This is a genomic window from Chroococcidiopsis sp. CCNUC1, from assembly GCF_023546805.1.
Classification (GTDB): Bacteria; Cyanobacteriota; Cyanobacteriia; order Cyanobacteriales; family Chroococcidiopsidaceae; genus Chroococcidiopsis; species Chroococcidiopsis thermalis.
In genome coordinates this window covers 858,913-884,515 of the sequence record NZ_CP097480.1, presented here as the reverse complement: position 1 = coordinate 884,515, position 25,603 = coordinate 858,913, and the positions used below count along the sequence as shown (strand labels likewise).

Genomic DNA, 25,603 nt, shown 5'->3' with positions numbered 1-25,603 from the left:
GTTGGTAATTGGTAGTTGCTCCTTGTCTCCCTTGTCCCCCTTGTCCTCCTTGTCCCCCTTGTCTCTATTTCAACAAACGCAATCGGGCTTGGAGAATTTCAATCTGTTTTTCTGCTTCGGCTAAAGCATCCTTAGCGCCTTGGACGACATCAGCAGGGGCTTTATCAACAAAGGTAGGGTTAGATAGTCGCGCCGAGAGAGATTTAGCTTCAGCTTGGGCTTTACTAAGGCTTTTTTCTAGCTTAGCTTTGAGTACGACAACATCAACAACTCCCGCCAAAGGAATTAGGACTTGTACCGTACCGACAACATCGGCGATCGCAGGTTCTAATGCTGTTTCTAAAGCTGAAGTTATCGTCAGTGACTCGACTTTGGCAAGGTCTTGAATATACAATTCACTACTTGTCAAAATTTGGCGTTCGCGATCGCTTTCACTTTGCATTACCGCTTTTACCTTTACCCCTGGCTTAATTCCTGCTTCCGCCCGTAGGTTGCGCAGGGTACGAATTGCCTCAATTAACAATTCAAATTGCTGCTCTAATTCTGAGTCAATTAGAGTCGCATCTGATTCTGGATATGGTTGTACGGATATACTCTGCCCCTCTTCTGATTGCGTCAGCGTGTGCCAAATTTCCTCAGTAATATGAGGCATAAAGGGATGCAGGAGTTTGAGTATACCTTCTAAAACGTAGGCAAGAGTTTGTTGTGCTACCAGCCGCGACGCTGCGCCCTCGGCATCTTTCTGAAATAGCCGCGATTTGACTAATTCGATATACCAGTCGCAGAAATCGCCCCAGATGAATTCATATAAACCTTTTGCCGCTTCTCCCAATCCGTAATTATCAATGTAATCTGTAGATTGTTTGACCACCTGGTGGTAGCGAGAGAGAATCCAGCGATCGGACAATTGTAGAGACGTTGCGTGCAACGCCTCTACACCTAATTGTTGCGGGGTTTTGCCATCCAAATTCATCATTACAAATCGGGCGGCGTTCCACAATTTATTGGCAAAGTTGCGGGAAGCTTCCACAGAAGCCGATTCATCTTTTTGACGATTGTAATCCAACCGAATATCTTGTCCCGCGCCGACAACTTCTTTCACCAAGGTGTAGCGTAAGGCATCTGTCCCATATTTATCCATTAGTAACAGCGGATCGATCCCATTTCCCGCTGACTTGGACATTTTCTTACCATTTTCATCCAATACCAACCCGTGGATGTAAACATCCTTGAACGGCATCTGTCCGGTAAAATGCCCCCCTAGCATAGTCATTCTTGCCACCCAAAAGAAGATAATGTCAAATCCCGTGACTAGGGTAGCGGTAGGATAGTAAAATTCTAAGTCCTCAGTGCGATCGGGCCAGCCTAAAGTAGAAAAGGGCCATAATCCCGAAGAAAACCACGTATCTAATACGTCTGGGTCTTGTTCCAGCTTGACATCTGCACCAAACTGTGCGCTAGCTTTTTCCCGTGCTTCTGCTTCGCTTCGTGCGACAACGAACGGCGTATTGTCAGTAATTTCTCCACCTGTCTCGCTGACAGCATACCAAGCCGGAATTTGATGTCCCCACCACAGTTGACGCGAAATACACCAATCTCTGAGTTTAACTAGCCAGTCGCGATAAACCTTCGTCCAACGTTGGGGAACGAACTGAGGCGAATTTTGCTCGTCTAGAAATGATAGAGTGCGATCGGCTAAAGGACGAATTTTGACGAACCACTGCGTTGAAAGTAGGGGTTCAATCGGAACCTTACCGCGATCGCTATACGGTACAGCATGTTTGTATTCTTCTACTTTGACGAGAAATCCATCGGCTTCTAACCGTTTGACAACATTTTTACGGGCAACAAATCGATCTTGTCCTTGAAAATCTCCCGCATTTTCATTCAGCGTACCGTCTTTATTCATAATATTAATAAACGGCAGATCGTGACGCTGACCCATCTCAAAATCGTTCGGGTCGTGGGCGGGAGTCACTTTAACGCAACCCGTTCCAAATTCAGGATCGACAAATTCATCACCAATTACCGGAATTTCTCGTTGCATAATTGGTAAAGTTAGGGTTTTACCAATTAAATGTTTGTAGCGATCGTCATTTGGATTTACCGCGACAGCCGTATCGCCTAACATTGTCTCCGGTCGCGTTGTTGCTACTTCTACAGATCCAGATCCATCAGTTAATGGATAGCGGAAGTGCCATAAATGCCCGTTGACTTCTTTATTTTCTACTTCTAAATCGGATACTGCTGACTGAGTGGCGGGACACCAGTTTACTAAATATTTGCTGCGATAAATTAGTCCTTCTTCGTGAAATCGGACAAACTCTTCTATAACTGCTTTGTTTAAGCCTTCATCCATCGTGAAGCGTTCCCGCGACCAATCTACGGAAACTCCCAAGCGGCGCAGTTGACCGACAATTGTACCCTTAGATGAGTCTTTCCACTGCCAAGCGCGTTCGAGAAATTTCTCCCGTCCGAGTTCGTAGCGGGTTTTGCCTTCTGCTTGCAGTTGCTTTTCCAAAATTGTGTGAACTGCAATACTGGCGTGGTCGGTTCCAGGGAGATATAGGGCATTGTATCCCTTCATGCGATGGTAGCGGATCAGGGAATCTATCAGCGTGTTATCGAAGGCGTGACCCATGTGGAGGCTACCAGTCACGTTTGGAGGAGGAATGACGATGCAGTAGGGTTCCCCGCCGCGCTGGGGGTCTGCTTTATACACTTGGTTGTCTTCCCAAAACTTTTGCCACTTGGCTTCAGTGGTGAAGGGGTCGTAGAGGCTAGGCAGGTTAGGAATGGTTGCTGTCATGTCGGGAAGACGGAATGCAGTGAATTATTTAATATTTTGCCATAGCGCAAGGTGGAGGTAGAACAAGTACTGTGATTCGTCATTCGTCATTCGTCTTTGGTGAATACAGCTGATTCTTAGCCTTTCTAAATTTTAATGTCTGCGAGGAGAACGATCGCTCTAATTATCTATTGCTATCGATCGCTAACATCCTTGAGTCACAAATTGAGCTACTGGTTCTAATAATTTATTCTCTTTTGCAGGTGAAGATAAAAATAATGTGAGACTGGAGACATTAGCATGACTTGCCGACTCGATAAGTAAGTCGAGTTTTCCATCCCTATCTAAATCGCCTGCCCAAAAAACTGAGGGAGGTTTGCGATCGCTGGGTAGTTCGTTATTACTATAATGATGTTTAAATTCTTGTAAATTTTGATTAATAGAAGAATTATCAGAAACCGAAAAAATATATTTCCTAGTTTTAGTGTTACTCTGACGTTCAAATGAAAATTCTTTATTTTCGAGATTTTGTTTATCTTCAATTGCTATCTGATAGTCACTATCTATTGCGCTATTCAAACTCAGATTGAGAACTTTGTTAGGAGTCAAATACTGCTGCTCTGAAAACACAGTTTTAACTATCCCTGGCTTGAGATAAGCTGTACCTTTAACTAAAAAAATAGGTTGACTTTTTTGGTTGGTGATAACTTTTTTTCCAGTTTTTTTTTCGTTTCATCTAAGTCGATAACGTAATCGCGAACGGTATTCACCATAATCTTTGTTGGTAATAACTCAAAACCTTTTGGTGTAGCAAACAGTCCCAGCCATTGTTCTCCCGATTTTGCTTGAACTTCATTTCCATGAAATTCACCTATTGTTTGTAGTTTCAGTGGATACGATTTAGGATAGGTAGTTTTTAGCAATGAAGTAGATGTCTGTTGCTGGGAAGACTGGCTAGAGATCGATACATCAGGTTTGCGATCGCTACACGATCCTAAAAAAACTAGGCAAAATATTGGCATCGTTCTAACTGCCTTATAGCTCGACCAATCTCTTTGTCTATTTGGCATAATTTTTAACATCGTAATTCTTTATTGAAAATTGAGGAAAAAGACTAAAGGTAGATACTTAGTAACTGCAAGCAAGAGCGATCGCCTACAAGTACCATATATTACCTGCCGCGATCGCACTGACTCAAAACCACGATTATTTGTATGAATTTATACTTTTTTGTAAAATCATGTCAATTTTTTGATTGATTAGTCAATCAATGTTATTCTGAAAATAGAGTTTCAATATTTTGACTTTTGACTTTTAACTTTTGACTTACTTAGGACGGAACAATGCCCCCACGCGACGATCGCGATTTTGAGGATAAGCGACAGCAAATTATTGATGGTGCTTTACAAGTTTTTGCTAGCAAAGGCTTTGAGAAAGCAACTAATAAAGATATTGCTGCTGCATCCGGTATTGGTTCCCCTGGGTTGATTTATCACTATTTCAAGGATAAAAGCGATCTGTTTGAGCAAGTTATCGAACAACGCTTACCTTTACTGCAACTACTGAGCCATAGCGATGAGTTAATGACCAAACCAATAGAGGATGTGTTAACTCTGTTCGGTCATGCTTTTCTCAGAATGGCTGAAAATCCTACATCGCTGGCTCTATTCAAACTCATCATGGGAGAAGCAATTCGGCAGCCGCACGTTGCAGAAATAGTAAATCGAATTGGTCCTAGTCGTTCGGTGGCTTTCTTGTCTGGTTATTTAGAACAACAGATGGCTGCTGGCGTACTCAAACCGATGAATCCAAACGCAGCAGCACGCTGTTTCGCTGGTTCTTTTGTGGCATATTTACTAACGCGGGAGGTCTTCATGCAACCCGACGCACAGCAGCTTAGTGCAGAAGTGATGGTAGAAACTGCGGTCAAAGTTTTCTTACAAGGGACATTAGTTGTTCCCATAGATGAGTAGGAATACGGGGTAGGAATAATTCACGCAATTCAGCTTTAGGACATTTTTTCGGGTCTTTTTGATTAACCAATCAATCAAAAACAAGTCCAATGATTTTGAAAATTTTAAGGAGTTTTTGAGATGACGAACGATATAACTCCCAAATCGCCAACTGATGCTGTATCCCCGCAGCATGACATTTTAGACCGACAAACGACAACCTGCTGTATTGTGGGCAGTGGTCCGGCAGGAGCAGTATTGGCGCTGCTGTTGACACGTCAAGGTATACCTGTGATGCTGCTGGAAGCACACAAAGATTTCGATCGCGACTTTCGGGGTGATACCATTCACCCGTCTGTGATGGAGATCTTGGCAGAATTAGGCTTAGCAGATCGCTTGCTTGAGCTGCGCCACACCAAACTACGCCAGCTGAGTATTCGCACAGATGGGAAAACTTTCCCAATAGCTGATTTCAGTCACTTGAAAACACGCTATCCGTACATCACAGTGATGCCCCAAGTAAAATTTTTGGAATTTATCACCGAGGAGGCAAAACAGTATCCCAACTTTCAACTCGTGTTGGGCGCAAACGTACAAGAATTAATTGTGGCAGATGGAGGAGTCCGAGGCGTGCGCTATCGCGGACATGGCGGTTGGCATGAAGTCAGGGCGCAGCTTACAGTTGGTGCAGATGGTCGTCATTCCCGCCTACGTCAACTAGCTGGATTTAAGCCAATTGAGACCTCGCCACCTATGGACGTGCTGTGGTTTCGTCTTCCGCGCCGACCGGATGAACCAGAAGGGTTGAATGGTCGTATCGGTAGCGGTCATATTTTAGTAACGATCGATCGCGATGATTCCTGGCAGATTGCCTATGTCATTCCTAAAGGTGGCTACCAAGATTTGCGGGCGGCGGGATTGGAGGCGTTGAGAAAGTCTATTGTTGAGGTAGTGCCGGAATTTAGCGATCGCGTGGAATTACTCAAAGAGTGGTCGCAAGTAGCATTTCTCTCGGTTGAGTCGAACCGCCTACCGCAATGGTATAGTTCTGGCTTACTATTAATTGGTGACGCTGCTCATGTCATGTCACCCGTTGGTGGAGTAGGGATCAACTATGCGATTCAAGATGCCGTAGTCGCGGCAAACCTGCTGAGCGAACCACTAAGAACTGGTAGATTGCAGCTACAGGACTTAGCCAAAGTTCAGCGTCGTCGTGAGTTACCCACGCGATGTATCCAAGTGTTTCAGTCTTTAATCCAAAAGCAAATTCTTGCTAAAGCCCTCAATCCAGGGCAAAAGTTCCAAGTGCCAAGTTTGTTACGGCTGTCTATTCTACGTGACTTGCTAGCGCGGTTCATTGCCTTTGGGTTAGTACCCGTGCATGTAAAAACTTAACTTTTCTTATTCTTGCCCTAGAGCTAGCGCAGATTGAGTAATTTTTCAATCTTTACCACTATATGTAAATCGCGTATAGTCTTAATCTATTGCCTTGAACATCCAGGGCTTTTTCTTCAGCAAAACCTTTTTTTATCACGACTCTACTATGGTGCGAGAGCTACAGCGCTTAACCCAAACCACCCAGTTTCCCGAAACTGCCCCAGCTGCAAATCCAGTCTTCTTCAGAACGTATAGTCGGCGGATAGGAGGTGGGCGCGAGACTTGGGAACAAGTATGCGATCGCACCCTGCGCGGGCTAGTGGAATTGGGTAAACTCACCCCAGCAGAAGCCGCTATTCTCGAAAAAATGCAAAAGGAGATGAAATCTCTCCCAAGCGGACGCTGGCTGTGGGTAGGAGGTACGGAATGGATTTCTCGCCCAGAAAACTTTTCTGGCGCTTATAACTGTACTTCTACCAACGTGGTAGACTGGCGGGCTTTTGGCTTGATGATGGACTTGGCAATGATGGGCTGCGGTACGGGTGCAATCCTCGAACCCCAGTACATTAACCAATTGCCTGTAATTCGCAACCGCCTCCACGTCACTGTAGAAGGAGAAATTGGCACAAATCCCGCTTCAGAACGGAGAGAAGAGACAGAAGTACAAATCGAAGGGAATATCGTCAATATTCTTGTGGGTGATAGCCGTCGAGGTTGGGTTAAGTCCTATCAAACTTTGTTAGAACTATCAACTAACGATGCCTTTTCGGGTATCGTACATGTTAGCGTCAATTTAAGTAACATCCGTCCCGCAGGGGAAATTTTAAAAGGCTTTGGCGGCGTTGCTAACCCGATTAAATTGCCAGAATTGTATCAACGCTGTGCGGCAATTTTAAATAAAGCTGTAGGCAGAAAACTGAATTCAGTTGAGTGTTGTTTATTAATAGATGAAGCTGCTGTTGTAGTTGTCGCAGGCAATGTTCGCCGCTGTTTACCTGAAGATGCTTTAGTACATACATCAAAAGGACTTATACCAATTCGAGATATCCAAATTGGAGATTTGGTACAAACTCCACTTGGTTTTCGACATGTGATTGATAAATTTGACCAAGGCGTTCAAGAAGTCTACGAAATTGAGACAAATGGTACTTTTCCCCGCGCTACTTTAAATCATCGTATTGCCGTTTTAGCTGATGCTAAAGGTAAGATTAATTGGCAGCGAATTGGAGATTTAGTAGAAGGCGATCGCCTCATGCACAATGCTCAGGTTCTTCCTGGTACTGTGACTCAATTGCCACAAGATTTTACTACAAAACGACCGATTCAAAGTAGAAATGCTAGCCCAATTAGTATTCCCGAATTAACTCCTGACGTGGCATGGCTAATTGGTCTGACTCATGGTGATGGATATGTTAGTTTAGGTAGAAATAAGCATGGAAAACCTTATGGAGCAATTTCTTGGGCTTGTAGCAGCTTAGATGAAAAACTCGCTGCCAAAATTCACGATAAGATCGATCGCGCTCTAGCTTTATTTGGACTCAAGGTAACGCATGTACTGCTCTCAAATGAAAATACACTGCGATCGCGTGTCACTTCTATTCGCTTAGCTGAATATTTCCATAAATACATCAAACAACCGAATAAAGCGATAGAAATTCCTGATTTTATTTTGCAAGGTTCGGTTGACATCAGAGCTGCTTATCTAGCAGGTTTAATGGACAGTGATGGTGCAATTAATAATAGACCACCTCATTTAGTGACAACAGTTTATCGCTCATTTGCTAGACAAGTAGCTGCTGTTCTTTCCAGTTTGGGAATTGCTGGAAGAGTAAAGCTAACTCGTCCGCAAATAGAAAATTGGCAAGTAAAATACAATGTCACAATACCTGCTTTAAAAAATCAATATAATGCCTTAATTGCACTGCATTCAGTCAAAGGTGAATTACGCCAAGGACTGAAGATGTATGGATTTACTATACCTGGTTCGCTAATGCGTGAGGTATATAGCTATAGTGAGATGCGAGGCATGGGATTTCAAGGTTCTCGCGATGTGGATGCTAATTACGAACGCTACGTTGCTGAATCAGATATTTGTCTCGATATTCCAGTTACAGTAAATGCTTTGGGAAGCTACGACTGCGTGCAAACCTACGATATCGAAGTAGAAGAAGCTCACTGTTTTTATTGTGATGGCTACCTAACTCACAATAGTGCAGGGATGCGCCAAGGTACTAGCAATGATGAATTATTTGCTAATGCTAAAAATAACCTTTGGCAACAAGATGAAAATGGTAATTGGCGGATCGATCCCGAACGCGATGCGTTGAGAATGGCAAATCATACCCGCGTATTTCATCAAAAACCAACTTTAGAAGAATGTATTAACGCCGTTCGCAGTCAATATTATTCTGGTGAAGGAGCGATTCAATATGCGCCAGAAGCGATCGCCCGTAGTAATGCAGATATTTTGACTAGCCAAGAGCTAAAACAAGAATTTATCAAAACATACACAAACTCAAAAGAACAAGCTCAAAATTGGTTGCGCGATCGCCATCCTGAAATAATAGCTTCAGAACTAGAACATAGGCTTTCAAGATATGGTTTGAATCCATGCGGCGAGATCCACGGTGCTGATTTCCACTGCAACTTATCGGAAGTTCATTTAAATCAAATCGAACCCAAAAATGACAAAGAACAAGAAGAAGCTTTTACGGCAGGGGCATTATCTGTCGCTTCTTTGTTGAACCACAAATTTCTCGAACCCCGCTATCAATTCAGTCGGGAATTAGACCCAATTGTGGGTGTTTCTTTCACGGGACTATTCGATTTCTTCGTCCGCGCTTTTGGCGTAGATTGGTTGCGGTGGTGGGAACAAGGAAGACCGGCAGAATTCGGAATTGAGAATTTAGGTGAGTATTTTAGAACCAAAGAACGGGAGTATCTCAGCCGTTGGCGCGATATCGTGTTTCGCGTTGTATGGGAGTATTGCGATCGCCATCACATTAAACGCCCTAATCGTTGTACCACAGTCCAACCTAGCGGGACTAAATCTCTACTGACTGGCGCGTCTCCTGGCTGGCATCCCCCTAAAGCCCAACGTTTTATTCGTCGGATTACCTTCCGCAAAAACGATCCAGTGGCACTAGCTTGCATTGATTATGGTTATGCTGTCATTCCTTCCCAATCGGACAAAGATGAAAATGGCAATTTGTTGAACGATCCCTTCGATCCTCGTTGTATGGAGTGGTTGGTAGAAATTCCTGTCGCCGTGCCTTGGGCAGATTTACCTGGTGCTGATGAAATTGAAATTAGCAAATTTAGCGCTCCAGCCCAGATGGATTTCTACATGCAAGTGCAGAAATACTATGTCACTCATAATACGTCCGCAACAATTGAGTTACGAGAAAACGAGGTAGAAGCATTAGGGACGCGGATTTATGAAGCCATTCAAAACGATGAAGGCTATATTAGTGCTGCCTTACTAGCTAGATTTGACGACTTACAAACTTTTCCCCGCTTGCCATTTGAACCGATAACCAAGGCTAAGTACGAAGAATTAATGCAACAAGTGCATTCCCGACGGCAAGTGCATGATTTTTATACTGCCCTCAGCCGCTATGATGCTCAAGAGTTAGATGAAGCAGGTCCAGCAGGGTGCGATTCAGATAAATGCCTCTTTCCTCAAGTAGAAGGTAAGTAGGGATTGGTAATTGGTAGTTGGTAGTTGATGGTTAACGGTAAACGCTGCGCTACACTACTCCTGCAGAGAAGCAAGCTACGTGAAGACAGTTGACAGTGAAGAAAGGGTGTAGAGTGTGGGGTGTAGGAAAATTTTGAATTTTGAATTTTCTTTCTCCCCCAACTCCACGACTCTCCCTCAGCTCTCTCAGCTCTCTTCTCCCCGACTCCCAATTCTATAAAGAGCTAGAATTTCAAACAGTACAGATGCAGCCACGCATAGAGGAAATTCAAATATGTTTGTAGACGAACTAGCACCTATTTTTAAGGAATTGGTACAGCACCCAGTTTCTTTTTTAGGAGGATTTGTCTCTGGGGTACTGCGCCTCAGCCTAGCTGACGATCCAGTCAAAAGTTGGCTCGATCGCCAGTCTGATTCTTCCAGCTACAATTCTTCCACATCTGGCGATCGCAACGGCAAAACTAGCGGTCCCCAAAGCATTTCTATCGACTAGAGGTAGAGAGTTACGTAGAGGCGCGATCTTTCGCGTCTCTACAGTAGACCTCCTGCGTGAATACTTGAATTGTCATCCACACGCGAAGCGAAACATCTGGGAGATTCTTCACTACACTGCGTTGCGTACCCTTCGGGAAGGCTTCGCCAACAGAATGACATCCATGATTTTTTGATTCATGCAGGAGGTCTAGTGGTGATTGTTAACTGTTAACAGTTAACAGATTAAATGATAACTATCAGAAATTTTTTAGGCAGTATTTGTAATACAGAAGACCTTTGATAAACAAACCATACGATATGATATGCGTAAGTGTGAGTTCAGTCCTGTAACTGGTTAAATTTGAGAAGCTGCTACCGACTGGGGTTGTCTATCTTGAAAGCTAGATTACTGATAAATTTGAAATCTGGTGTTTGCCGAAACTGCAAATTTTTAGGTTCGATTTCCCGACTGAACTTGACTCTCTGTTCAGACTTACGCGACCGATTATGACTATCTACGTTGGAAACCTTTCTTACCGCGCTACGGAAGAAGACCTGAGAACTGTATTCGCAGAGTATGGCGCGATCAAGCGCATTGTCCTACCGATGGATCGGGAAACTGGCAGAATGCGCGGATTTGCTTTCGTTGACATGGACGAGGATGCCCAAGAAGAATCAGCGATTGCTGAATTAGATGGTGCAGAATGGATGGGAAGACAGCTGCGAGTCAATAAAGCTAAACCCCGCGAAGAAAATGGCGGTGGCGGCGGTGGATATCGGCGTAACGGAGCCGGAGTGAGGGCAAGATTTGGTCAGGAGTAGTGACAATCACCCCGCTCTGTAGGAAACTACTCGGAACAAGATTAATAGTTTAAATCTGAATTTGGGTCAACCCTTTCACTGACCAGTTAAGTATCTGACACTGATAATTGCTGGTCGGTGCTTTGTCGATCGCAGTTGGCTCGATCTAATTCTTGTCATCAGTTCAATGCATGTTGTCAATCGCTCTTGGCAAGAACTAGACTGATGGCTTGACGGCATTGTTTGAGAATAAGACTCTGAAGATCGAGCTGCGATCGCAGTATTTCGTAATCGCTCAGCAACACGATTGTGGCGATCGCGCATGGCAAGGTGCAGTGATTTCTATAGTTTATCTAAAGTCAGATTCCACTATTAGATTCAGTTCCTAAGATAGTAGTGCAGGGTGCTGCCTTATTGGTAAATCTTGCAACATGCCCTCATCTACAGAGAGAGCGATCGTTATGGCTGAAGCTGTCCAACACTCAATAGATTACGAATCTGCACTCGGTCGGGATTGTACAACACTGTCTCGACACGTCCTACAACAGTTGCAAAGTTTTTCTGCTGATGCCCAAGATCTGAGCGCCTTAATGAGTCGCATTGCCCTCGCTGGCAAGTTAATCTCGCGTCACCTCAGTCGTGCGGGATTGATGGAAGGCGTACTGGGATTTACCGGAGACGTGAACGTACAGGGGGAATCAGTCAAAAAGTTGGATGTCTACGCCAACGATGTCTTTATCTCGGTTTTCAAGCAGAGTGGTTTAGTCTGTCGCTTGGCTTCCGAGGAAATGGAAAAGCCATATTACATTCCTGAAAACTGTCCGATTGGTCGTTATACCTTGCTTTACGACCCAATCGATGGTTCATCCAATACAGATATTAATATGAGTCTGGGATCGATCTTCGCCATCCGACAGCAGGAAGGCAACGATCTAGATGGAGAGGCAAAAGACTTACTGCAATTGGGAAGCAAACAAATTGCGGCAGGATATATCCTCTACGGTCCTAGCACCATCTTGGTGTATTCCATCGGCAAGGGCGTACATTCTTTTACCCTCGATCCCAGCCTCGGAGAATTCATACTTTCAGAAGAAAATATTCAACTGCCGCAACACGGCTCGGTCTACAGCGTCAACGAAGGCAACTTCTGGCAATGGGACGAATCGATCCGAGAATACATTCGTTACGTCCACCGCACAGAAGGCTATACCGCACGCTACAGTGGAGCTATGGTAGGTGACATTCATCGGATTTTAGTGCAAGGTGGCGTGTTCCTTTACCCTGGCACGGTGAAAAAACCAGAAGGTAAAATTCGCCTACTGTATGAATCTGCTCCCTTAGCATTTTTGGTCGAGCAAGCAGGAGGCAGAGCAATTACGGGAACCCAAGACATCATGGATGTCGTGCCAGAAAAACTGCATCAACGCACTCCGTTGATTATTGGTAGTAAAGATGACGTGGCATTAGTTGAGTCCTTTATTCAGCGACACGCCCAAGCCCAAGAGGAAAAGAATATTCGGGCGCAGGCACGCATACCACAATGAGAGGGATGAGGAGTTAGGGGCTAGGGGTTAGGGAAAGGACAAGGAAGACAAGGGAGACAAGGAGACATTCCAGCCACCCATCACCCGCTCTCTTATCTCTCGCTCCTCGCTCCCCATCTAGCAAACCAATGAAGAGTTGAGAAATACAAATATTATGGCAACAAATCATTTACTAGAGATCAAAGAATACGGTCAAAGCATTTGGATGGATAATTTGACCCGTGACTTAGTTCAGTCTGGAGAGCTGAAGAATTTAGTTGAGAATCAAGGTATTTGCGGGATCACCTCTAACCCAGCGATTTTTGAAAAAGCGATCGCGGGTAATGCGATCTACGATGCTGACATCGAAGCAGGGATTCGGGCGGGGTTGCCAACTTACAAAATTTATGAATCCCTAGTCTTTAAAGATATCCGCGATGCTTGCGATATCTTGCGTCCTGTATATGACGCTTCCGGCGGACTAGATGGATATGTCAGCATTGAAGTTCCTCCCACGATCGCCCACGATACCCAGGCGACAATTAATGAAGCCCGTCGTTACTATCAAGAGATCGGGCGGGATAACGTAATGATTAAGATTCCTGGGACTGATGCAGGTTTACCAGCGGTAGAACAGGTCATTTCTGAGGGGATTAATGTCAACGTAACGCTGTTGTTCTCAGTTCAAAGTTACATCGAAACAGCCTGGGCATATATTCGCGGTTTAGAAAAACGCGCGGCAGAAGGAAAGGATATTAGTAAGATTTCTTCTGTGGCTAGCTTCTTCCTGTCGCGGATCGATTCTAATATTGACGGGAAAATTGATGATGCCCTCAAAGCAGGCGTAGACCGGATTGAGAAAGAAGCAAAATTAAGAGCCGTGAAAGGGAAAGTCGCGATCGCCAACGCTAAGATTGCTTATCAAGAATACAAGAAAATTATTCAAAGCGATCGCTGGCAAGCATTAGCAGCCAAAGGCGCAAACGTTCAGAGATTGCTGTGGGCTAGCACCAGTACCAAAGACCCTAACTACAGCGATGTCATGTACGTTGACGAATTGATCGGTCCTGAAACAGTCAATACATTACCACCCAATACGATTGATGCGTGTGCCGACCACTGCGACGTAGCAAATCGCGTCGAGTCAAATGTCGAGGAAGCATACAAGTTAATTGAAAACTTAAAAGATCCAGATGTGGCGATCGATATCGACCAAGTGATGGACGAATTACTCGTGGAAGGGATCGACAAATTCATTAAACCCTTTGAATCGCTGATGCAGTCTTTGGAAGAGAAGGTTGCTAAGCTGTCACCTGTATAGGAGGAGCGAGGAGCGAGGAGATAGGGAGTCAATTGAATTCGCAATTCATAATTAAATTCTTTCGACGCTCCCTCAGCTTCCTCAGCTTCCTCAGCTCTCTTCTTCCCCTTACCCCTTACCCCTTAACCCTCATATGGTCACGTTGCTAGAAAATCCCTTACGAGTGGGGCTGCAACAACAGAGAGTTCCCGAACCGCAAATCTTAGTCATTTTTGGTGCGTCGGGAGATCTGACTCAGCGCAAACTCGTTCCAGCACTCTACAAACTCAGACGGGAACGCCGCCTACCACCCGAATTTACAATTGTAGGCGTAGCACGCAGAGAATGGAGTCACGATTACTTCCGCGAACAAATGCGGGAGGGGATCGAGCAGTTTTCTGACGGTATTGGTTCGGAAGACCTATGGCAAGAGTTTTCTCAGGGTATATTTTATTGCCCCGGAGATATTGACAATCCCGAAAGCTATCAAAAGCTAAAAAACTTTTTGGCAGAGTTAGATGAAAAGCGGGGAACCAGAGGCAACCGCGTATTTTACTTATCCGTATCGCCCAAATTTTTTGCAGAAGCCATCCAGCAGTTGGGCAAAGCAGAAATGCTCAAAGATCCGCTCAAAACCCGTTTGATGATTGAAAAGCCTTTCGGTCGGGATTTGGGAACGGCGCGATCGCTCAACCGCGTCGTGCAGCAAGTTTGTAAAGAAGAACAAGTCTACCGGATCGACCACTATCTGGGCAAAGAAACAGTCCAAAATTTGCTGGTATTTCGCTTTGGGAATGCCATCTTTGAACCATTGTGGAACCGCCAGTTTGTCGATCACGTCCAAATTACAGTTGCCGAGACAGTCGGGGTAGAAGACAGAGCGGGATATTATGAAAGCTCTGGGGCATTGCGGGATATGTTGCAAAACCACTTGATGCAACTGTTTGCCTTCACAGCAATGGAAGCACCTAATTCCCTAGATGCCGATTCAATCCGTACGGAGAAAATGAAGGCGATTCAAGCGACTCGCCTAGCAGATATTCAGAATTTGGAACGTGCGGCAGTGCGAGGACAATATAGTGCGGGGTGGATGAAAGGCAAGCGCGTCCCTGGTTATCGAGAAGAACCAGGGGTGAATCCCCAGTCTACAACTCCTACGTTTGTTGCCATGAAGTTTTTGATCGACAACTGGCGTTGGAAGGGAGTGCCTTTTTATCTGCGGACGGGTAAGCGCTTGCCCAAAAAAGTCTCGGAGATTTCAATTCATTTCCGCGAAGTGCCGAATTTGTTATTTCAGTCGGCAGCACAGCAGATGAACGCTAATATCTTGGCGCTGCGAATTCAACCAAACGAGGGAATCTCGTTGCGTTTTGAGGTAAAAATGCCAGGGGGAACTTTACGAACTCGTTCTGTAGATATGGACTTTACCTATGGTTCCTTTGGCTTACAAGCAACTTCCGACGCATACGATCGCCTCTTACTCGATTGCATGATGGGCGACCAAACGCTATTCACTAGAGCCGACGAAGTAGAAGCTGCATGGCAATTAGTGACTCCAGCCCTCTCAGTTTGGGATTCGCCCACCGATCCCGCGACAATTCCGCAATACGAAGCAGGGACATGGGAACCAACCGAGGCGGAATTACTGATCGATCGAGATGGTCGTCGCTGGCGTAGGTTGTAAGTAGCAATGAACCGATCGGCACTCAATCTGTATACAGGCTATCTGTTACAAATACCAATTTACGGGAATGATGGTAAAGGTGGCGATCGCTCTATTGCTAATAGCTAGTTTCATCCTTCATCCTTCATCTTTCATCCTGTCCTATGGTGACTCAATCTGCTCCAATTTTCTCACTTCAGGCTCCCAAGGATATCTCAGTTAGCGAGATTGAAGCCGAACTCAATCAGATTTGGCAAAGTTATGGCGTGGCTGGTGAGGATGGGGGACTGCCCGCCGCCACTCGCGCCAAAACCTTTACTTTGATCGTTTACGAACCAGAAGAAACTCAACAATTGCTGGCAGCTTTGGGATATTACAGCGGTCCAATCGACGGCATCCCAGGACCACGCACCGCCTCCGCAATTCGCGAAGCCCAAAAAGTATTTGGACTAGAAAAAACGGGGAAATCTAGCCCAGAGTTACTCATCAAACTTAGAGAAGAACAAAGCAAACGCCGTGGTGTAGTAGATAGCAGCGCAGCAACGACAGCTTACGCAATGGATACCCGCAGTCCCGCTGTTGCTGATGCGATCGCCAGCCGCAATCCTTGCCGAATTATTGCTTTATGTCCAGTCACCGGAGAAGACGAGGGCGTAAAGGCACAAGTTTCGGCATACTGCCCGATCCAAAAGCAGTCCGCTACAACTTTGATCTGTTGCGAATACATCACCCTGACGGGAACGGTTGAAGCCCTCGAAAGAGTGGTAGGCATGGTTCCAGATTTATTAATTGGTGGCTTGCCGAAGTTTCTCTGGTGGAAAGCTACTCCAGAACCCGATCACCCGATCTTCAAGCGTTTGGTAGCCTCTTGCAACTCTGTCATCTTCGACTCCAACAGTTTTACACAAGTTGAAACCAATCTCATCCGGCTGCAAGAATTGATCGATGCAGGCATGACAATTTTCGATGTCAACTGGAGTCGGCTAGCTGCTTGGCAAGAGTTGACGGCAGAAGCCTTCGATCCACCCCAGCGCCGCGCTGCATTAGGGGAAGTCGATCGCGTCACTATAGACTATGAAAAAGGCAATTCTGCCCAAGCCTTGATGTTTTTAGGCTGGTTGGCAAGTCGATTGAACTGGCGACCGACTAAAGTGACTACAGAAACGGGAGACTACGACATTAAACGCTTTTACTTCATGGCAGAAGGCGATCGCGAAGTCGAAGCAGAAATTGCTGGCGTTCCAACTGCTAGCGACGGTGACGTAGCTGGAGATTTGATTGCTTTACGCTTAACCTCTACGAATCCAGCTGCCAACTGTTCTACCGTTTTGTGTTCCGAAACCTCTGGCTGTATGCGGATGGAGGCACACGGCGGCGCTCAAGCTGGAATCGTCAACCAAGTGACATCCCTTGCCGATCAAAGTGCTGAAGAGTTGCTCTCGCAGCAACTACAACGCTGGGGACGAGACGTACTATTTGAAGAAAGTCTGGCAGTGACAGTACAGATGTTGAAATTGGGTAATGGGTAATGGGTAATGGGTAATGGGTAATGGGTAATGAGAAGACGTAGGGGCGGGTTTTGACCAAAAATTTTCACTTAAGGTTGTCAACCTATTTGCGCGCACCCGCCCGTACAAAAGTCAAAATGAATGCTTTTGAAAGTTCAATTACCAACTACCAATTACCAATTACCAACTACTAAGTTATGTCTTTAATTATTGCTGGAGAACGCAGTGGGGTAGGCAAAACAACCGTGACGCTTGCCCTACTATCTTTTTTATGTCGGTGGCAAAAATTATCCGTCCAGTCTTTTAAGGTAGGACCAGATTATATCGACCCGATGTTTCACCAGTACGTCACCGGATCTCCCTGCCGCAACCTAGACCCCGTACTGACTTCCGAAACTTACGTCCAGCAATGTTTTATCCATCATACCCAACAGTCTGAGTATGCACTAGTAGAGGGAGTGATGGGACTGTTTGATGGAATTGGTAATATCAAAAGTCAAAAGTTAAAAGTCAAAAGTCAAAATTACCAACTACCAACTACCAACTACCAACTACCAATTAATTTTGCCAGTACCGCTCACATCGCCCGAATACTCAATCTACCTGTAGTACTGGTTATAGATTGCAGTCGCCTGTCTGGTTCGGTTGCGGCGATCGCCCACGGTTATCGTTCCTTCGATCCCCATGTAAAAATAGTCGGATTCGTACTGAATCGAGTTGGAAGCGATCGCCACTTACAATTATTACAAGATGCCCTTGTACCTCTAGACTTACCAATTCTCGGTGTTTTACGCCGCCACGATAATATTACTATTCCCGATCGCCATCTCGGTCTAGTCCCCACCGCCGAACTTCCCCAACTAGATTTCGTTATCGAGCAATTAGCAACCTTAGCCCAAACCTGTTTTGATTGGGACAAATTAATGCCTTTGATACAAGGGAGCAGGGAGCAGGGAGTAGGGAGCAGGGGGACAAGGGGGACAAGGGGGACAAGAGGGACAAGGGGGACAAGGGGGACAAGGGAGATAAGGGAGACAAGGGGGACAAGGGAGACAAGGAAGAAGGATTTTACCAACTACCAATTCGCAATTACCAATTACCAAATCACCAATTCCGAATTCCGAATTCCGAATTCCGAATTCGACTCGCCATTGCCCGCGATCGCGCTTTTAATTTCTATTACCAAGACAATTTGGATTTATTGCAACAATTAGGGGCAGAACTTGTATTTTGGAGTCCCTTAACCGATCCTGAATTACCAAAAGATGTTTGTGGGATGTATTTTGGTGGTGGATTTCCTGAAGTTTTCGCCCAAGAATTAGCAGCAAATAGAGGAGCGATTGCTTCAGTAAAAACAACTATATTGACAGGAATGCCTACATATGCTGAGTGTGGGGGATTAATGTATTTATGCGATAAAATTATTGATTTTGATGGTAATTCTTGGACAATGGTAGGCGCTATTCCAACCGCTGCTACAATGGGTTCTCGCCTTACTCTAGGATATCGCCACTGCGTTGCGCTTCAAGATAGTCCCTTGTTACAAACGAACGATACAGTCTGGGGACATGAATTTCATCGTTCTGCTTCAGAATTACCAATCCAACCCCTATTTCAAACCCAAGGATTCAGCACTTCCCCAACTCCCGAAGGCTGGCGACTCCCCAACCTACACGCCTCTTACATCCACCTCCATTTTGGTACGCGCCCTGACATTCCCGCCCGGTTTTTACAACACTGTGGTTCTTGGAGAGATTCAAGGGTATTGAGTTAATTCCGAATTCCGAATTCCGAATTCCGAATTCCGCTATTCTCCTCAATCGCCCGACAACACTCATCAACCCCAGCCCGTTGCTGCATCATACCAACCAAAGCTTCATAAGCCGACCAATTTGTCTGCAATAAAGTCCGTGCTTGTAAAACCGCCCAGCGTTGCTTTTGCTCTACAGCATTAGCCGTATATCCTAAAGGGGTCAAAACCATTCCTAACTTCTGGCGATCGTCTGCCCCCCCTTCGGTGTTACTGTAAACTAAATCTTCTGCGGCTAAACCTGCCATCCAAACAGTACAATAGCGGTCTAGCATTTGAGCTGTCAGCATACCTCGATCTAACTGTGCTGCTAACTCTCGATCTTCAAAACTGACACCCCCTAACCCTGGTTGTTTCTGTTTCAAAGCCTCCCAAGCGCTAAGAGTATAACCAGTAATCGGGATATTTAATAAATGCGCTACTAGAAAATGTCCCGCTTCGTGACGAACAATGCGATCGCGGTGTTGGGGTGAAAAACTCGCCAGCCAGTCTAAAACTAAATTACCACCTTTACCTTGAAAACTGAAGCTATCTAGTGTTGCAATTGCCAAAATGCTGAAAGTAGCAAGCGCTGGAATTGTAGGGGAAAAATGCAACAAAGGACTTAGTAGCGTCGAAAGCGTCATCGCGAAGATGGAAATAGCAACTAAGTTTAGGGCAGTCTGGTTCATGCTTAAGATAAATATAACTACAGTTATTTCTCTTATTATCTCGCGAATGGAGATTGAAAAATGAACGGTAGCCTAACTGTACGCGCATTGAAGCTTGATGATGCCGAATTCGAGCAAGTCGTTCGAGCTAACCCAGAGTGGAATTTTGAACAAACAGCAGCAGGAGATTTAGTTATAGTGCCACCTACTGGAGGAACATCAGGAAAGAAAAATTTAAGTCTATCTAGGCAATTTGGCAATTGGGTGGAAGAGAACTTAGATAAAGGTGAAGGATTTGATTCTTCAACTCTGTTTATTTTACCTAATGGCGCTAAACGCTCACCCGATGCAAGTTGGGTACAGCGAGAACGCTGGGATGCTTTAACTCAACAGCAACAGGACGGTTATGTACCCCTGTGTCCAGATTTTGTAGTAGAGTTGCGTTCTCCTACCGATCGCCTTGAACAACTACAAGTTAAGATGCGAGAATATATGGATAATGGGGCGCGTTTGGGTTGGCTGATTAATCCTCAAGATCGTCAAGTAGAAATATATCGTCAAGGGCAACAAGTAGAAACTTTACAAGATCCTTTTACTTTGTCTGGCGAGGATGTATTGCCAGGTTTTACGCTCAATTTACGGCGAATTTTTACTTAGTAAAATATTATTTTATTGCAATACTTTTTAAGGCTAATAGTTGAGTGATGCATTGCTTTATTGATTTAGCAACTGCACTATCACTGAATGTTTTTGTTTGGTACAAAGCAATTATAATAAATGAGTTGAGTATGCAGAGAATTTTATTTAATAATATAATTGTTGAGTATGCAGAGAATTTTATTTAATAATATAATTACAGTATGGTATCTGTCCACTTCGTTTTTGAAGATTTTGCGAAATCCTTTTACATCACCCAACTTTTTCAGATGCACCACCAATCCGTCATCAGGAATTTCTAGATTTTGAACTTGGGTGTATTTTTCACCATTGATTGGCACTTTTTGGTTTTTGGCAATGCCCATGAGAAACCCCAAATCATTGTTTTTTAATAATTTCAGGCGTTCTCGGCGTTTCATGCCAACTATAGCCAGTCACCGTCTTTAGTTTTAATCCTCAATCTAACACTTCAGTTATCATTTCTCTCTCGATAATCATTACTTGCTCTTCTGTAGAGACAACGAGAGTATTATAGGTTTCAACTAGTTTTTCTCGCTTAGCGATCGCATTCCTAAGAAATCTATTTTCCTCATAAATCATATGACGCTCACTTTATCAATGCATAAGTCATAAAATATACTCTTAATATATTGGATCTGAATTCTGAAATATACTTTTTCGAGGGGTTGGATCAAAATCCCTAGTTTAGGAGTTTTGAAAAAGTAATGAAGATAATGTGTTTGAATGGATGGGGAGGAAAGTTACAGGAACATCTAATCCCTTATGTTCACGATACGTCGCCTGATGTATTGTGTCTGCAAGAAGTTGTTCATACGCCCACCAGTCATAAGGATTGGCTGACTTATCGCGATGGCGAGCATATTCTGCCTCAACGAGCGAACTTCTTTCGTGACGTGTCCGAGGCTTTGCCAGATTGCATTGCTACATTTTGCCCCGCAGCGCAGGGCGTTTTGTGGGATGGCGATCGACAGATACCCTCACAGTGGAGGCTTGCCACATTTACTCGAAAGAGATTTCCAATCATCGGGCAGATTCAGAGGTTCGTACACAAGTCCTTTGAACCAAATGGTTATGGTGAGCATCCTCGGTCTCGAAGTGCTCACGCAATTCGTGTCTTTGACTTCGAGAAAGATAGACCAGTCAGCATTGTTCATATGCACGGCTTAAGAGACCTGAACGGCAAAATGGATACGCCAGAGCGGGTGGCGCAGGCGCATAGGCTGTTAGCACTGGCACAAGCCGTTATGGAAGAAAATGACCCTCTTGTGGTCTGTGGCGACTTCAATGTTGAGCCGGATAGTGAAACTTTTGATATCCTCAAAAAGCTCGGGTTGACCGATCTAGTAACTTCGCGCGGATTTACCGATACTCGGACTTCTCACTACCAAAAGCCTGGACGGTTTGCCGACTACATGCTCGTCAATACATCTGTTGAAGTAGTTAGCTTTCAAGTTATAGAGCAGCCCGAGGTATCAGATCATCGACCTCTAATGCTCGAAATCTGAACTTTTTGTAGGTATCAAGTCTCATGTGAGACAAGCAATCGGTATCCAGTTGCCTGGTTGACTGACAATAATTGGTGGCTCAACGCCTGAAACGTTTGTGAATCCAAGCTTTGAGAGACATAGAAAAGTTAGGTGGGAGTCAGCATTCTAAGAATAGATACCACTCACAACCCAGAATGCTGTGAAAAAAACTCCCGCCTCTAACAAGTTCTACATACTACGCCCACTTTGTCAATGCGTAAGTCCTACTGGTATTTCCAAGCTAGAGATGAATCGACAGCCACAGTAGAAGCATAACAAACCCACCTTTACGGAAATCGTACAGACAAAGCGATCGCCATCCTACTAAAATGCGATCGCAAGTTTATGTCTGCAAATATCTACCCAATGACAGATGACAAAATGCGATCGCAAGTTTATGTCTGCAAACATCTATCTAATGGCAGACGACAAACTATCTAACCTGCGTTAGAAATACGCTTGTTGTATACACTAAAGTCACAAAACCATCCTCTTTACAATTGTTAGCATACAACTGCCGTAAATCTGCAATCAATCGCTCGTAGGCTGTACCAGCGCGGGGGATGTACGATGTACTCATTGCCCGACCGACAACCCCATCAAAATCGAGTCGCTGTTGATAGGCAAATCTATACTGCTGGACATCAGCAAACAAACGACTCCTGAGTAAAGGCTCAATCGCCATCCGCCGCTGTTCGGCAGGATGATAGCCAGAAGCAACTTTAATCAGATGAGTATACTCTGCTGTAAACTTGTCATGGCGATCGCGTTCGTTCCACACTACAGCCAATCTTCCTTCTTCTGTTAAGATCCGGCGAAACTCTAGCAGCGTCGGTTCTGGATCGAACCAATGGAAAGACTGAAAGCACGTTACCAAATCTACAGCAGCATCAGCTAAACCTGTTGTTTCAGCAGTCCCGTCTCGAAATTCTACTAAAGCATGGGGTGCAGCTGCTTGCCTCATTGGTGCATTTGGTTCGATTGCTATGACTCGCACTCCCTTTTCTGCTAACAATCGCGCTGCAATTCCCGTTCCCGCACCTATATCTGCGGCAATTAGTTGTGATGGCGATAATCCCGTTAAGACTCGCTCGATTGCCGCTTGAGGATAACTCGGACGATATTTTACATAATCCCCCACGCGATCGGAAAATCGATCGACTGGATTCATCGCATACAAAGGTGTTGCATCTAAATTAGATGTATTTTGCTCAGACATAGGTTGGGAAACATAAGGGGCAAGAAACTATTGACATCTAGCTACTTCATTACCTGTAATGCCAATTGTAGAGTGCAGGCGCAGTTGAGTTCGCGGCAGAATAATTCAAAATATTTTGACCGAAGTATATTGATTTGCAAATTTATCTATATTTTATTGTTTCAAAATCGCACATGTTCTTGAAAAGTTAAAAAATATTACCATGAGGTCATTAATTCTAATCATCAATCTGTAAAACTGAAAAAATAATAAGTTTTTCTTAATGCAATCGTTTGCTACGTAGCGAATGTAACGATTCTGCTTGCCCCGTCAATCGTGGGGATTAGTCTATACTTGAAGTAAGCAGCGGTACAACTCTAGATTCTAAATTGGAAATTTGGAGCTTCTCGTTCACGGACATAGAGATTCTACAGGCAATTTTCTCAATCTCATTGACTCTTTTAGATGTTGAGCGATAGAGCGAGAGCGCGAGCGGCAAGATAAGTATTTCAACGTTGATTTGCTCTTGTCTTGTGTTACTTCATACATTTTTGCATGTCAAGATTATCTGTTTTTAGTTGGTGATAATTCATACACTCTTAAATGCTGATATGACTTGCTTTCAGCTTGTGATACTTCATACATTCTCGAACGCCAATATAAGACAGTTATCTCATCCTTGATACGGATGTCTGCATCATTTTCTTACATTAAGCTGAGAATTCGTAAGTAATAATTGGTAAATACCACTAGCGAGAGGTTATGCAAAGACGGAAACGCCGAAAAAGCTCCTGCCCATTACCTGAGAAATGACCGCTGGGTAAGCAATCGCCAAGAATCTGTGGTTGTATGAAAAAATTTGTAAACTTGTATATGGAGATACATTATAAATTTTCTCAGTATAGGTATGCTAATAAAGTGCAGAAATAATCCATAAAATATAGATATATTGTCTCTGCAAGCGAGCTTAAAAGCCGAAATCGATAGATAAACTCTACTCCAAAGCGAGCGTGCTGTGATTTTCTAAACCAGACAATATAGAGGAAATATTAATAGTTGAGCCAGGAGAGGTTATACATCTTTCTAAAAGCTAACAGTACCTAAATGTAGCGATCGCTCCGAACAACTGAAGAGGAATCAAGAGCGCGATCGCAACAGTGCAGTTAAATTTATCTTCAAAAATAGAACTTGAAAAAAATTGAAAAAAGCATTTGACAAATACCAATAAATTCTGTTATTTTTTTAGTATTGAAAAGCCAGCAAATATTTAATGAATTTTCTGAGTATTTATGGCTTGAATTTACAATAGAAATTAATTAGGAATATGCAAGAGGTATTCAGCGCATGTGGCGCTGTAGGTTGTAAGAGAAGACACCGAGGAGTGCACTTTTACAACTTCCATAAAAAGAGTATGCGTACTCTTTAGGTGGACGAATTATTATCGATAATTTATTATCGATAACTTGTAAGTCTGCCAGGAGTTTAATTATTTTTGAATGAGAATAAACTTGAGGCTGTTAGGAGTGAAAGCTAATCAACTCTAACAGCTTTTTTTATGGGTAAATCTCGCTTATAAATAAGCGAGAAACTCGCTCATTCTAGTTTTCGTAAATTTGTTGTTCTTAATTGGTAAGAAAACCAAAAAAAGAGTTAAAAAGGAAGTAGTAAATTTTATGAGTCAACCTGTAGTGATGGTTATCGATCCAAAACCCGAACTTATAGGAGAGATTAAGAAAGATTTGCAGCGTTCTCATCAAAAACTGAGAATATTATATGCGAATTCTCCATTAGAAACATTAAAAAAATTGAAAGATTCGCAGTCGTCTAGCGATACGCTAACTCTATTAATCGTAGAACAAAAAACCTTTCAAATAGTCGCTGCCGATCTTCTACAATTAGTCAGAGAAATGTTTCCAAAGGTGCAACGCTTGACGCTCAAAGTCCACGATAGCGACGATTTACCGAGTTGCATTCCCATTCCCACAGCTTTTGTAGTGAGTACCAATGAGGTAGAAACTGCGCTGCCAGATTTACAGCTAATGGCGCACGCGAGTTGATTCACCAACTTACCTCCGAGCGTCATCAGATTTTGTGGTTGAAATTCGGTAAATTTTAGATTGATTCCAGCAAAGTTATATTGGAGCAAGATTCTAGTTAAGCATGAGTTTTGAGTGACAGAAAAGATGTTCTGGCGGATGGTATTTTTGTAGTGATTCAAAGGGATTTCCAATGCCTGGAAAACGTAGCAGCCGCAAACAAATACAGCATTTTTGCTGTCCTTACTGCGATCGCCGTTTATGGCGAGCAGGTAGCACAAAACACTTTTTGTTCTATACAGAAGCAGCTCAAATCCGACAATATGTAAATGTGTCTCACAAAAGCGCCGCTTTGCTTGCTAGTCAAGGTGCTTATGTCGATCGCAACTCCTGGATTGAAGAATTTTTTTGCGGCGAACATGGTAAGCTGTGGCTGAAACTCAACCGTAATCCAGCAGGTCAATTAACTTCGCAAATAGCTACAAGTAAAGATTGGCAGCAATCAACTCAAACGATTAATCCAGAAGTGCCAAACCCTTCAGTGAGTGAATATAGTTATCGCATGAGTCGAGCGCCCAGTGGTAGGCTCTCCTATTGCAGGAGATAAATCGCTGCCATC

General features: G+C 44.0%; 22 protein-coding genes. 15 read left to right on the top strand and 7 right to left on the bottom strand.

Annotation, left to right across the window (positions count from 1 at the left end; translation table 11 throughout):
* Window positions 1-64: 64 nt before the first annotated feature.
* The 3 genes from M5J74_RS04085 to M5J74_RS04075 all read right to left on the bottom strand — a co-directional run bounded on the left by M5J74_RS04085 (window position 65) and on the right by M5J74_RS04075 (window position 3,858).
* The gene (locus M5J74_RS04085; protein ID WP_250015484.1) at window positions 65-2,809 is read right to left on the bottom strand and encodes a valine--tRNA ligase; all 2,745 of its coding nucleotides are present in this window, start codon (window positions 2,807-2,809) and stop codon (window positions 65-67) included.
* A 183-nt stretch (window positions 2,810-2,992) separates the two neighbouring features.
* Complete coding sequence (locus M5J74_RS04080) at window positions 2,993-3,418, bottom strand: VCBS repeat-containing protein (RefSeq protein ID WP_250015476.1); 426 nt, start codon at window positions 3,416-3,418, stop codon at window positions 2,993-2,995.
* A gap of 41 nt (window positions 3,419-3,459) precedes the next feature.
* A complete protein-coding gene (locus tag M5J74_RS04075; RefSeq protein ID WP_250015474.1) occupies window positions 3,460-3,858 on the bottom strand; it encodes a hypothetical protein in 399 nt (132 codons plus the stop codon).
* Between the two features lie 273 nt (window positions 3,859-4,131).
* Between M5J74_RS04075 and M5J74_RS04070 the strand changes: the two genes are divergently transcribed.
* The 5 genes from M5J74_RS04070 to M5J74_RS04050 all read left to right on the top strand — a co-directional run bounded on the left by M5J74_RS04070 (window position 4,132) and on the right by M5J74_RS04050 (window position 11,113).
* Complete coding sequence (locus M5J74_RS04070; protein WP_015152859.1) at window positions 4,132-4,761, top strand: TetR/AcrR family transcriptional regulator; 630 nt, start codon at window positions 4,132-4,134, stop codon at window positions 4,759-4,761.
* 120 nt (window positions 4,762-4,881) lie between these two features.
* A complete protein-coding gene (locus M5J74_RS04065; protein WP_250015473.1) occupies window positions 4,882-6,135 on the top strand; it encodes an FAD-dependent oxidoreductase in 1,254 nt (417 codons plus the stop codon).
* 148 nt (window positions 6,136-6,283) lie between these two features.
* On the top strand, window positions 6,284-9,817 hold the full coding sequence (nrdJ, locus tag M5J74_RS04060) for a ribonucleoside-triphosphate reductase, adenosylcobalamin-dependent (RefSeq protein WP_250015472.1): 3,534 nt from the start codon (window positions 6,284-6,286) through the stop codon (window positions 9,815-9,817).
* Between the two features lie 274 nt (window positions 9,818-10,091).
* The gene (locus M5J74_RS04055) at window positions 10,092-10,310 is read left to right on the top strand and encodes a hypothetical protein (protein WP_015152856.1); all 219 of its coding nucleotides are present in this window, start codon (window positions 10,092-10,094) and stop codon (window positions 10,308-10,310) included.
* 488 nt (window positions 10,311-10,798) lie between these two features.
* A complete protein-coding gene (locus M5J74_RS04050; protein WP_015152855.1) occupies window positions 10,799-11,113 on the top strand; it encodes an RNA-binding protein in 315 nt (104 codons plus the stop codon).
* A gap of 176 nt (window positions 11,114-11,289) precedes the next feature.
* Here M5J74_RS04050 and M5J74_RS32515 read toward each other — a convergent pair whose 3' ends face one another.
* Window positions 11,290-11,421: a hypothetical protein gene (locus M5J74_RS32515; protein WP_256498666.1), complete on the bottom strand. Its 132-nt coding sequence runs from the start codon at window positions 11,419-11,421 to the stop codon at window positions 11,290-11,292.
* 132 nt (window positions 11,422-11,553) lie between these two features.
* Here M5J74_RS32515 and fbp point away from each other — a divergent pair, with 132 nt between their 5' ends.
* The 6 genes from fbp (at window position 11,554) to M5J74_RS04020 (ending at window position 18,860) form a co-directional block, all read left to right on the top strand.
* Complete coding sequence (gene fbp / locus M5J74_RS04045) at window positions 11,554-12,636, top strand: class 1 fructose-bisphosphatase (protein ID WP_015152854.1); 1,083 nt, start codon at window positions 11,554-11,556, stop codon at window positions 12,634-12,636.
* Between the two features lie 154 nt (window positions 12,637-12,790).
* Window positions 12,791-13,936: a transaldolase gene (gene tal, locus M5J74_RS04040; protein ID WP_015152853.1), complete on the top strand. Its 1,146-nt coding sequence runs from the start codon at window positions 12,791-12,793 to the stop codon at window positions 13,934-13,936.
* 133 nt (window positions 13,937-14,069) lie between these two features.
* Window positions 14,070-15,599 (top strand): glucose-6-phosphate dehydrogenase, encoded by a 1,530-nt coding sequence (gene zwf, locus M5J74_RS04035; protein ID WP_015152852.1) that lies wholly within the window; start codon window positions 14,070-14,072, stop codon window positions 15,597-15,599.
* Window positions 15,600-15,742: 143 nt separating this feature from the next.
* Window positions 15,743-17,107: a glucose-6-phosphate dehydrogenase assembly protein OpcA gene (gene opcA, locus M5J74_RS04030; protein ID WP_015152851.1), complete on the top strand. Its 1,365-nt coding sequence runs from the start codon at window positions 15,743-15,745 to the stop codon at window positions 17,105-17,107.
* 176 nt (window positions 17,108-17,283) lie between these two features.
* Complete coding sequence (locus tag M5J74_RS04025) at window positions 17,284-18,300, top strand: cobyrinate a,c-diamide synthase (protein WP_250015471.1); 1,017 nt, start codon at window positions 17,284-17,286, stop codon at window positions 18,298-18,300.
* Complete coding sequence (locus M5J74_RS04020; RefSeq protein WP_250015468.1) at window positions 18,279-18,860, top strand: hypothetical protein; 582 nt, start codon at window positions 18,279-18,281, stop codon at window positions 18,858-18,860. The genes M5J74_RS04025 and M5J74_RS04020 overlap by 22 nt, the downstream gene beginning before the upstream one ends.
* On the opposite strand, the gene M5J74_RS04015 is transcribed toward M5J74_RS04020, so the two are convergent.
* Window positions 18,857-19,567, bottom strand: coding sequence for a hypothetical protein (locus tag M5J74_RS04015; protein WP_015152849.1), 711 nt, complete (start codon window positions 19,565-19,567; stop codon window positions 18,857-18,859). The two genes, M5J74_RS04020 and M5J74_RS04015, sit on opposite strands and share 4 nt — an antisense overlap.
* A gap of 60 nt (window positions 19,568-19,627) precedes the next feature.
* Between M5J74_RS04015 and M5J74_RS04010 the strand changes: the two genes are divergently transcribed.
* Window positions 19,628-20,203, top strand: a complete 576-nt coding sequence (locus M5J74_RS04010; RefSeq protein ID WP_250015466.1) for a Uma2 family endonuclease — start codon at window positions 19,628-19,630, stop codon at window positions 20,201-20,203.
* Window positions 20,204-20,346: 143 nt separating this feature from the next.
* Here M5J74_RS04010 and M5J74_RS04005 read toward each other — a convergent pair whose 3' ends face one another.
* A complete protein-coding gene (locus M5J74_RS04005) occupies window positions 20,347-20,622 on the bottom strand; it encodes a hypothetical protein (RefSeq protein WP_106217406.1) in 276 nt (91 codons plus the stop codon).
* A 306-nt stretch (window positions 20,623-20,928) separates the two neighbouring features.
* Between M5J74_RS04005 and M5J74_RS04000 the strand changes: the two genes are divergently transcribed.
* Window positions 20,929-21,729, top strand: a complete 801-nt coding sequence (locus M5J74_RS04000) for an endonuclease/exonuclease/phosphatase family protein (RefSeq protein WP_250015465.1) — start codon at window positions 20,929-20,931, stop codon at window positions 21,727-21,729.
* A gap of 454 nt (window positions 21,730-22,183) precedes the next feature.
* On the opposite strand, the gene M5J74_RS03995 is transcribed toward M5J74_RS04000, so the two are convergent.
* Complete coding sequence (locus M5J74_RS03995; RefSeq protein ID WP_250015463.1) at window positions 22,184-22,969, bottom strand: class I SAM-dependent methyltransferase; 786 nt, start codon at window positions 22,967-22,969, stop codon at window positions 22,184-22,186.
* A 1,652-nt stretch (window positions 22,970-24,621) separates the two neighbouring features.
* On the opposite strand from M5J74_RS03995, the gene M5J74_RS03990 reads away from it, so the two are divergent.
* A complete protein-coding gene (locus tag M5J74_RS03990) occupies window positions 24,622-25,005 on the top strand; it encodes a hypothetical protein (RefSeq protein WP_015152843.1) in 384 nt (127 codons plus the stop codon).
* A gap of 172 nt (window positions 25,006-25,177) precedes the next feature.
* Window positions 25,178-25,591 carry a hypothetical protein gene (locus tag M5J74_RS03985; protein ID WP_015152842.1) on the top strand — a complete coding sequence of 138 codons (414 nt, stop codon included), beginning with the start codon at window positions 25,178-25,180 and terminating at the stop codon, window positions 25,589-25,591.
* The last annotated feature ends 12 nt before the right edge of the window (window positions 25,592-25,603 follow it).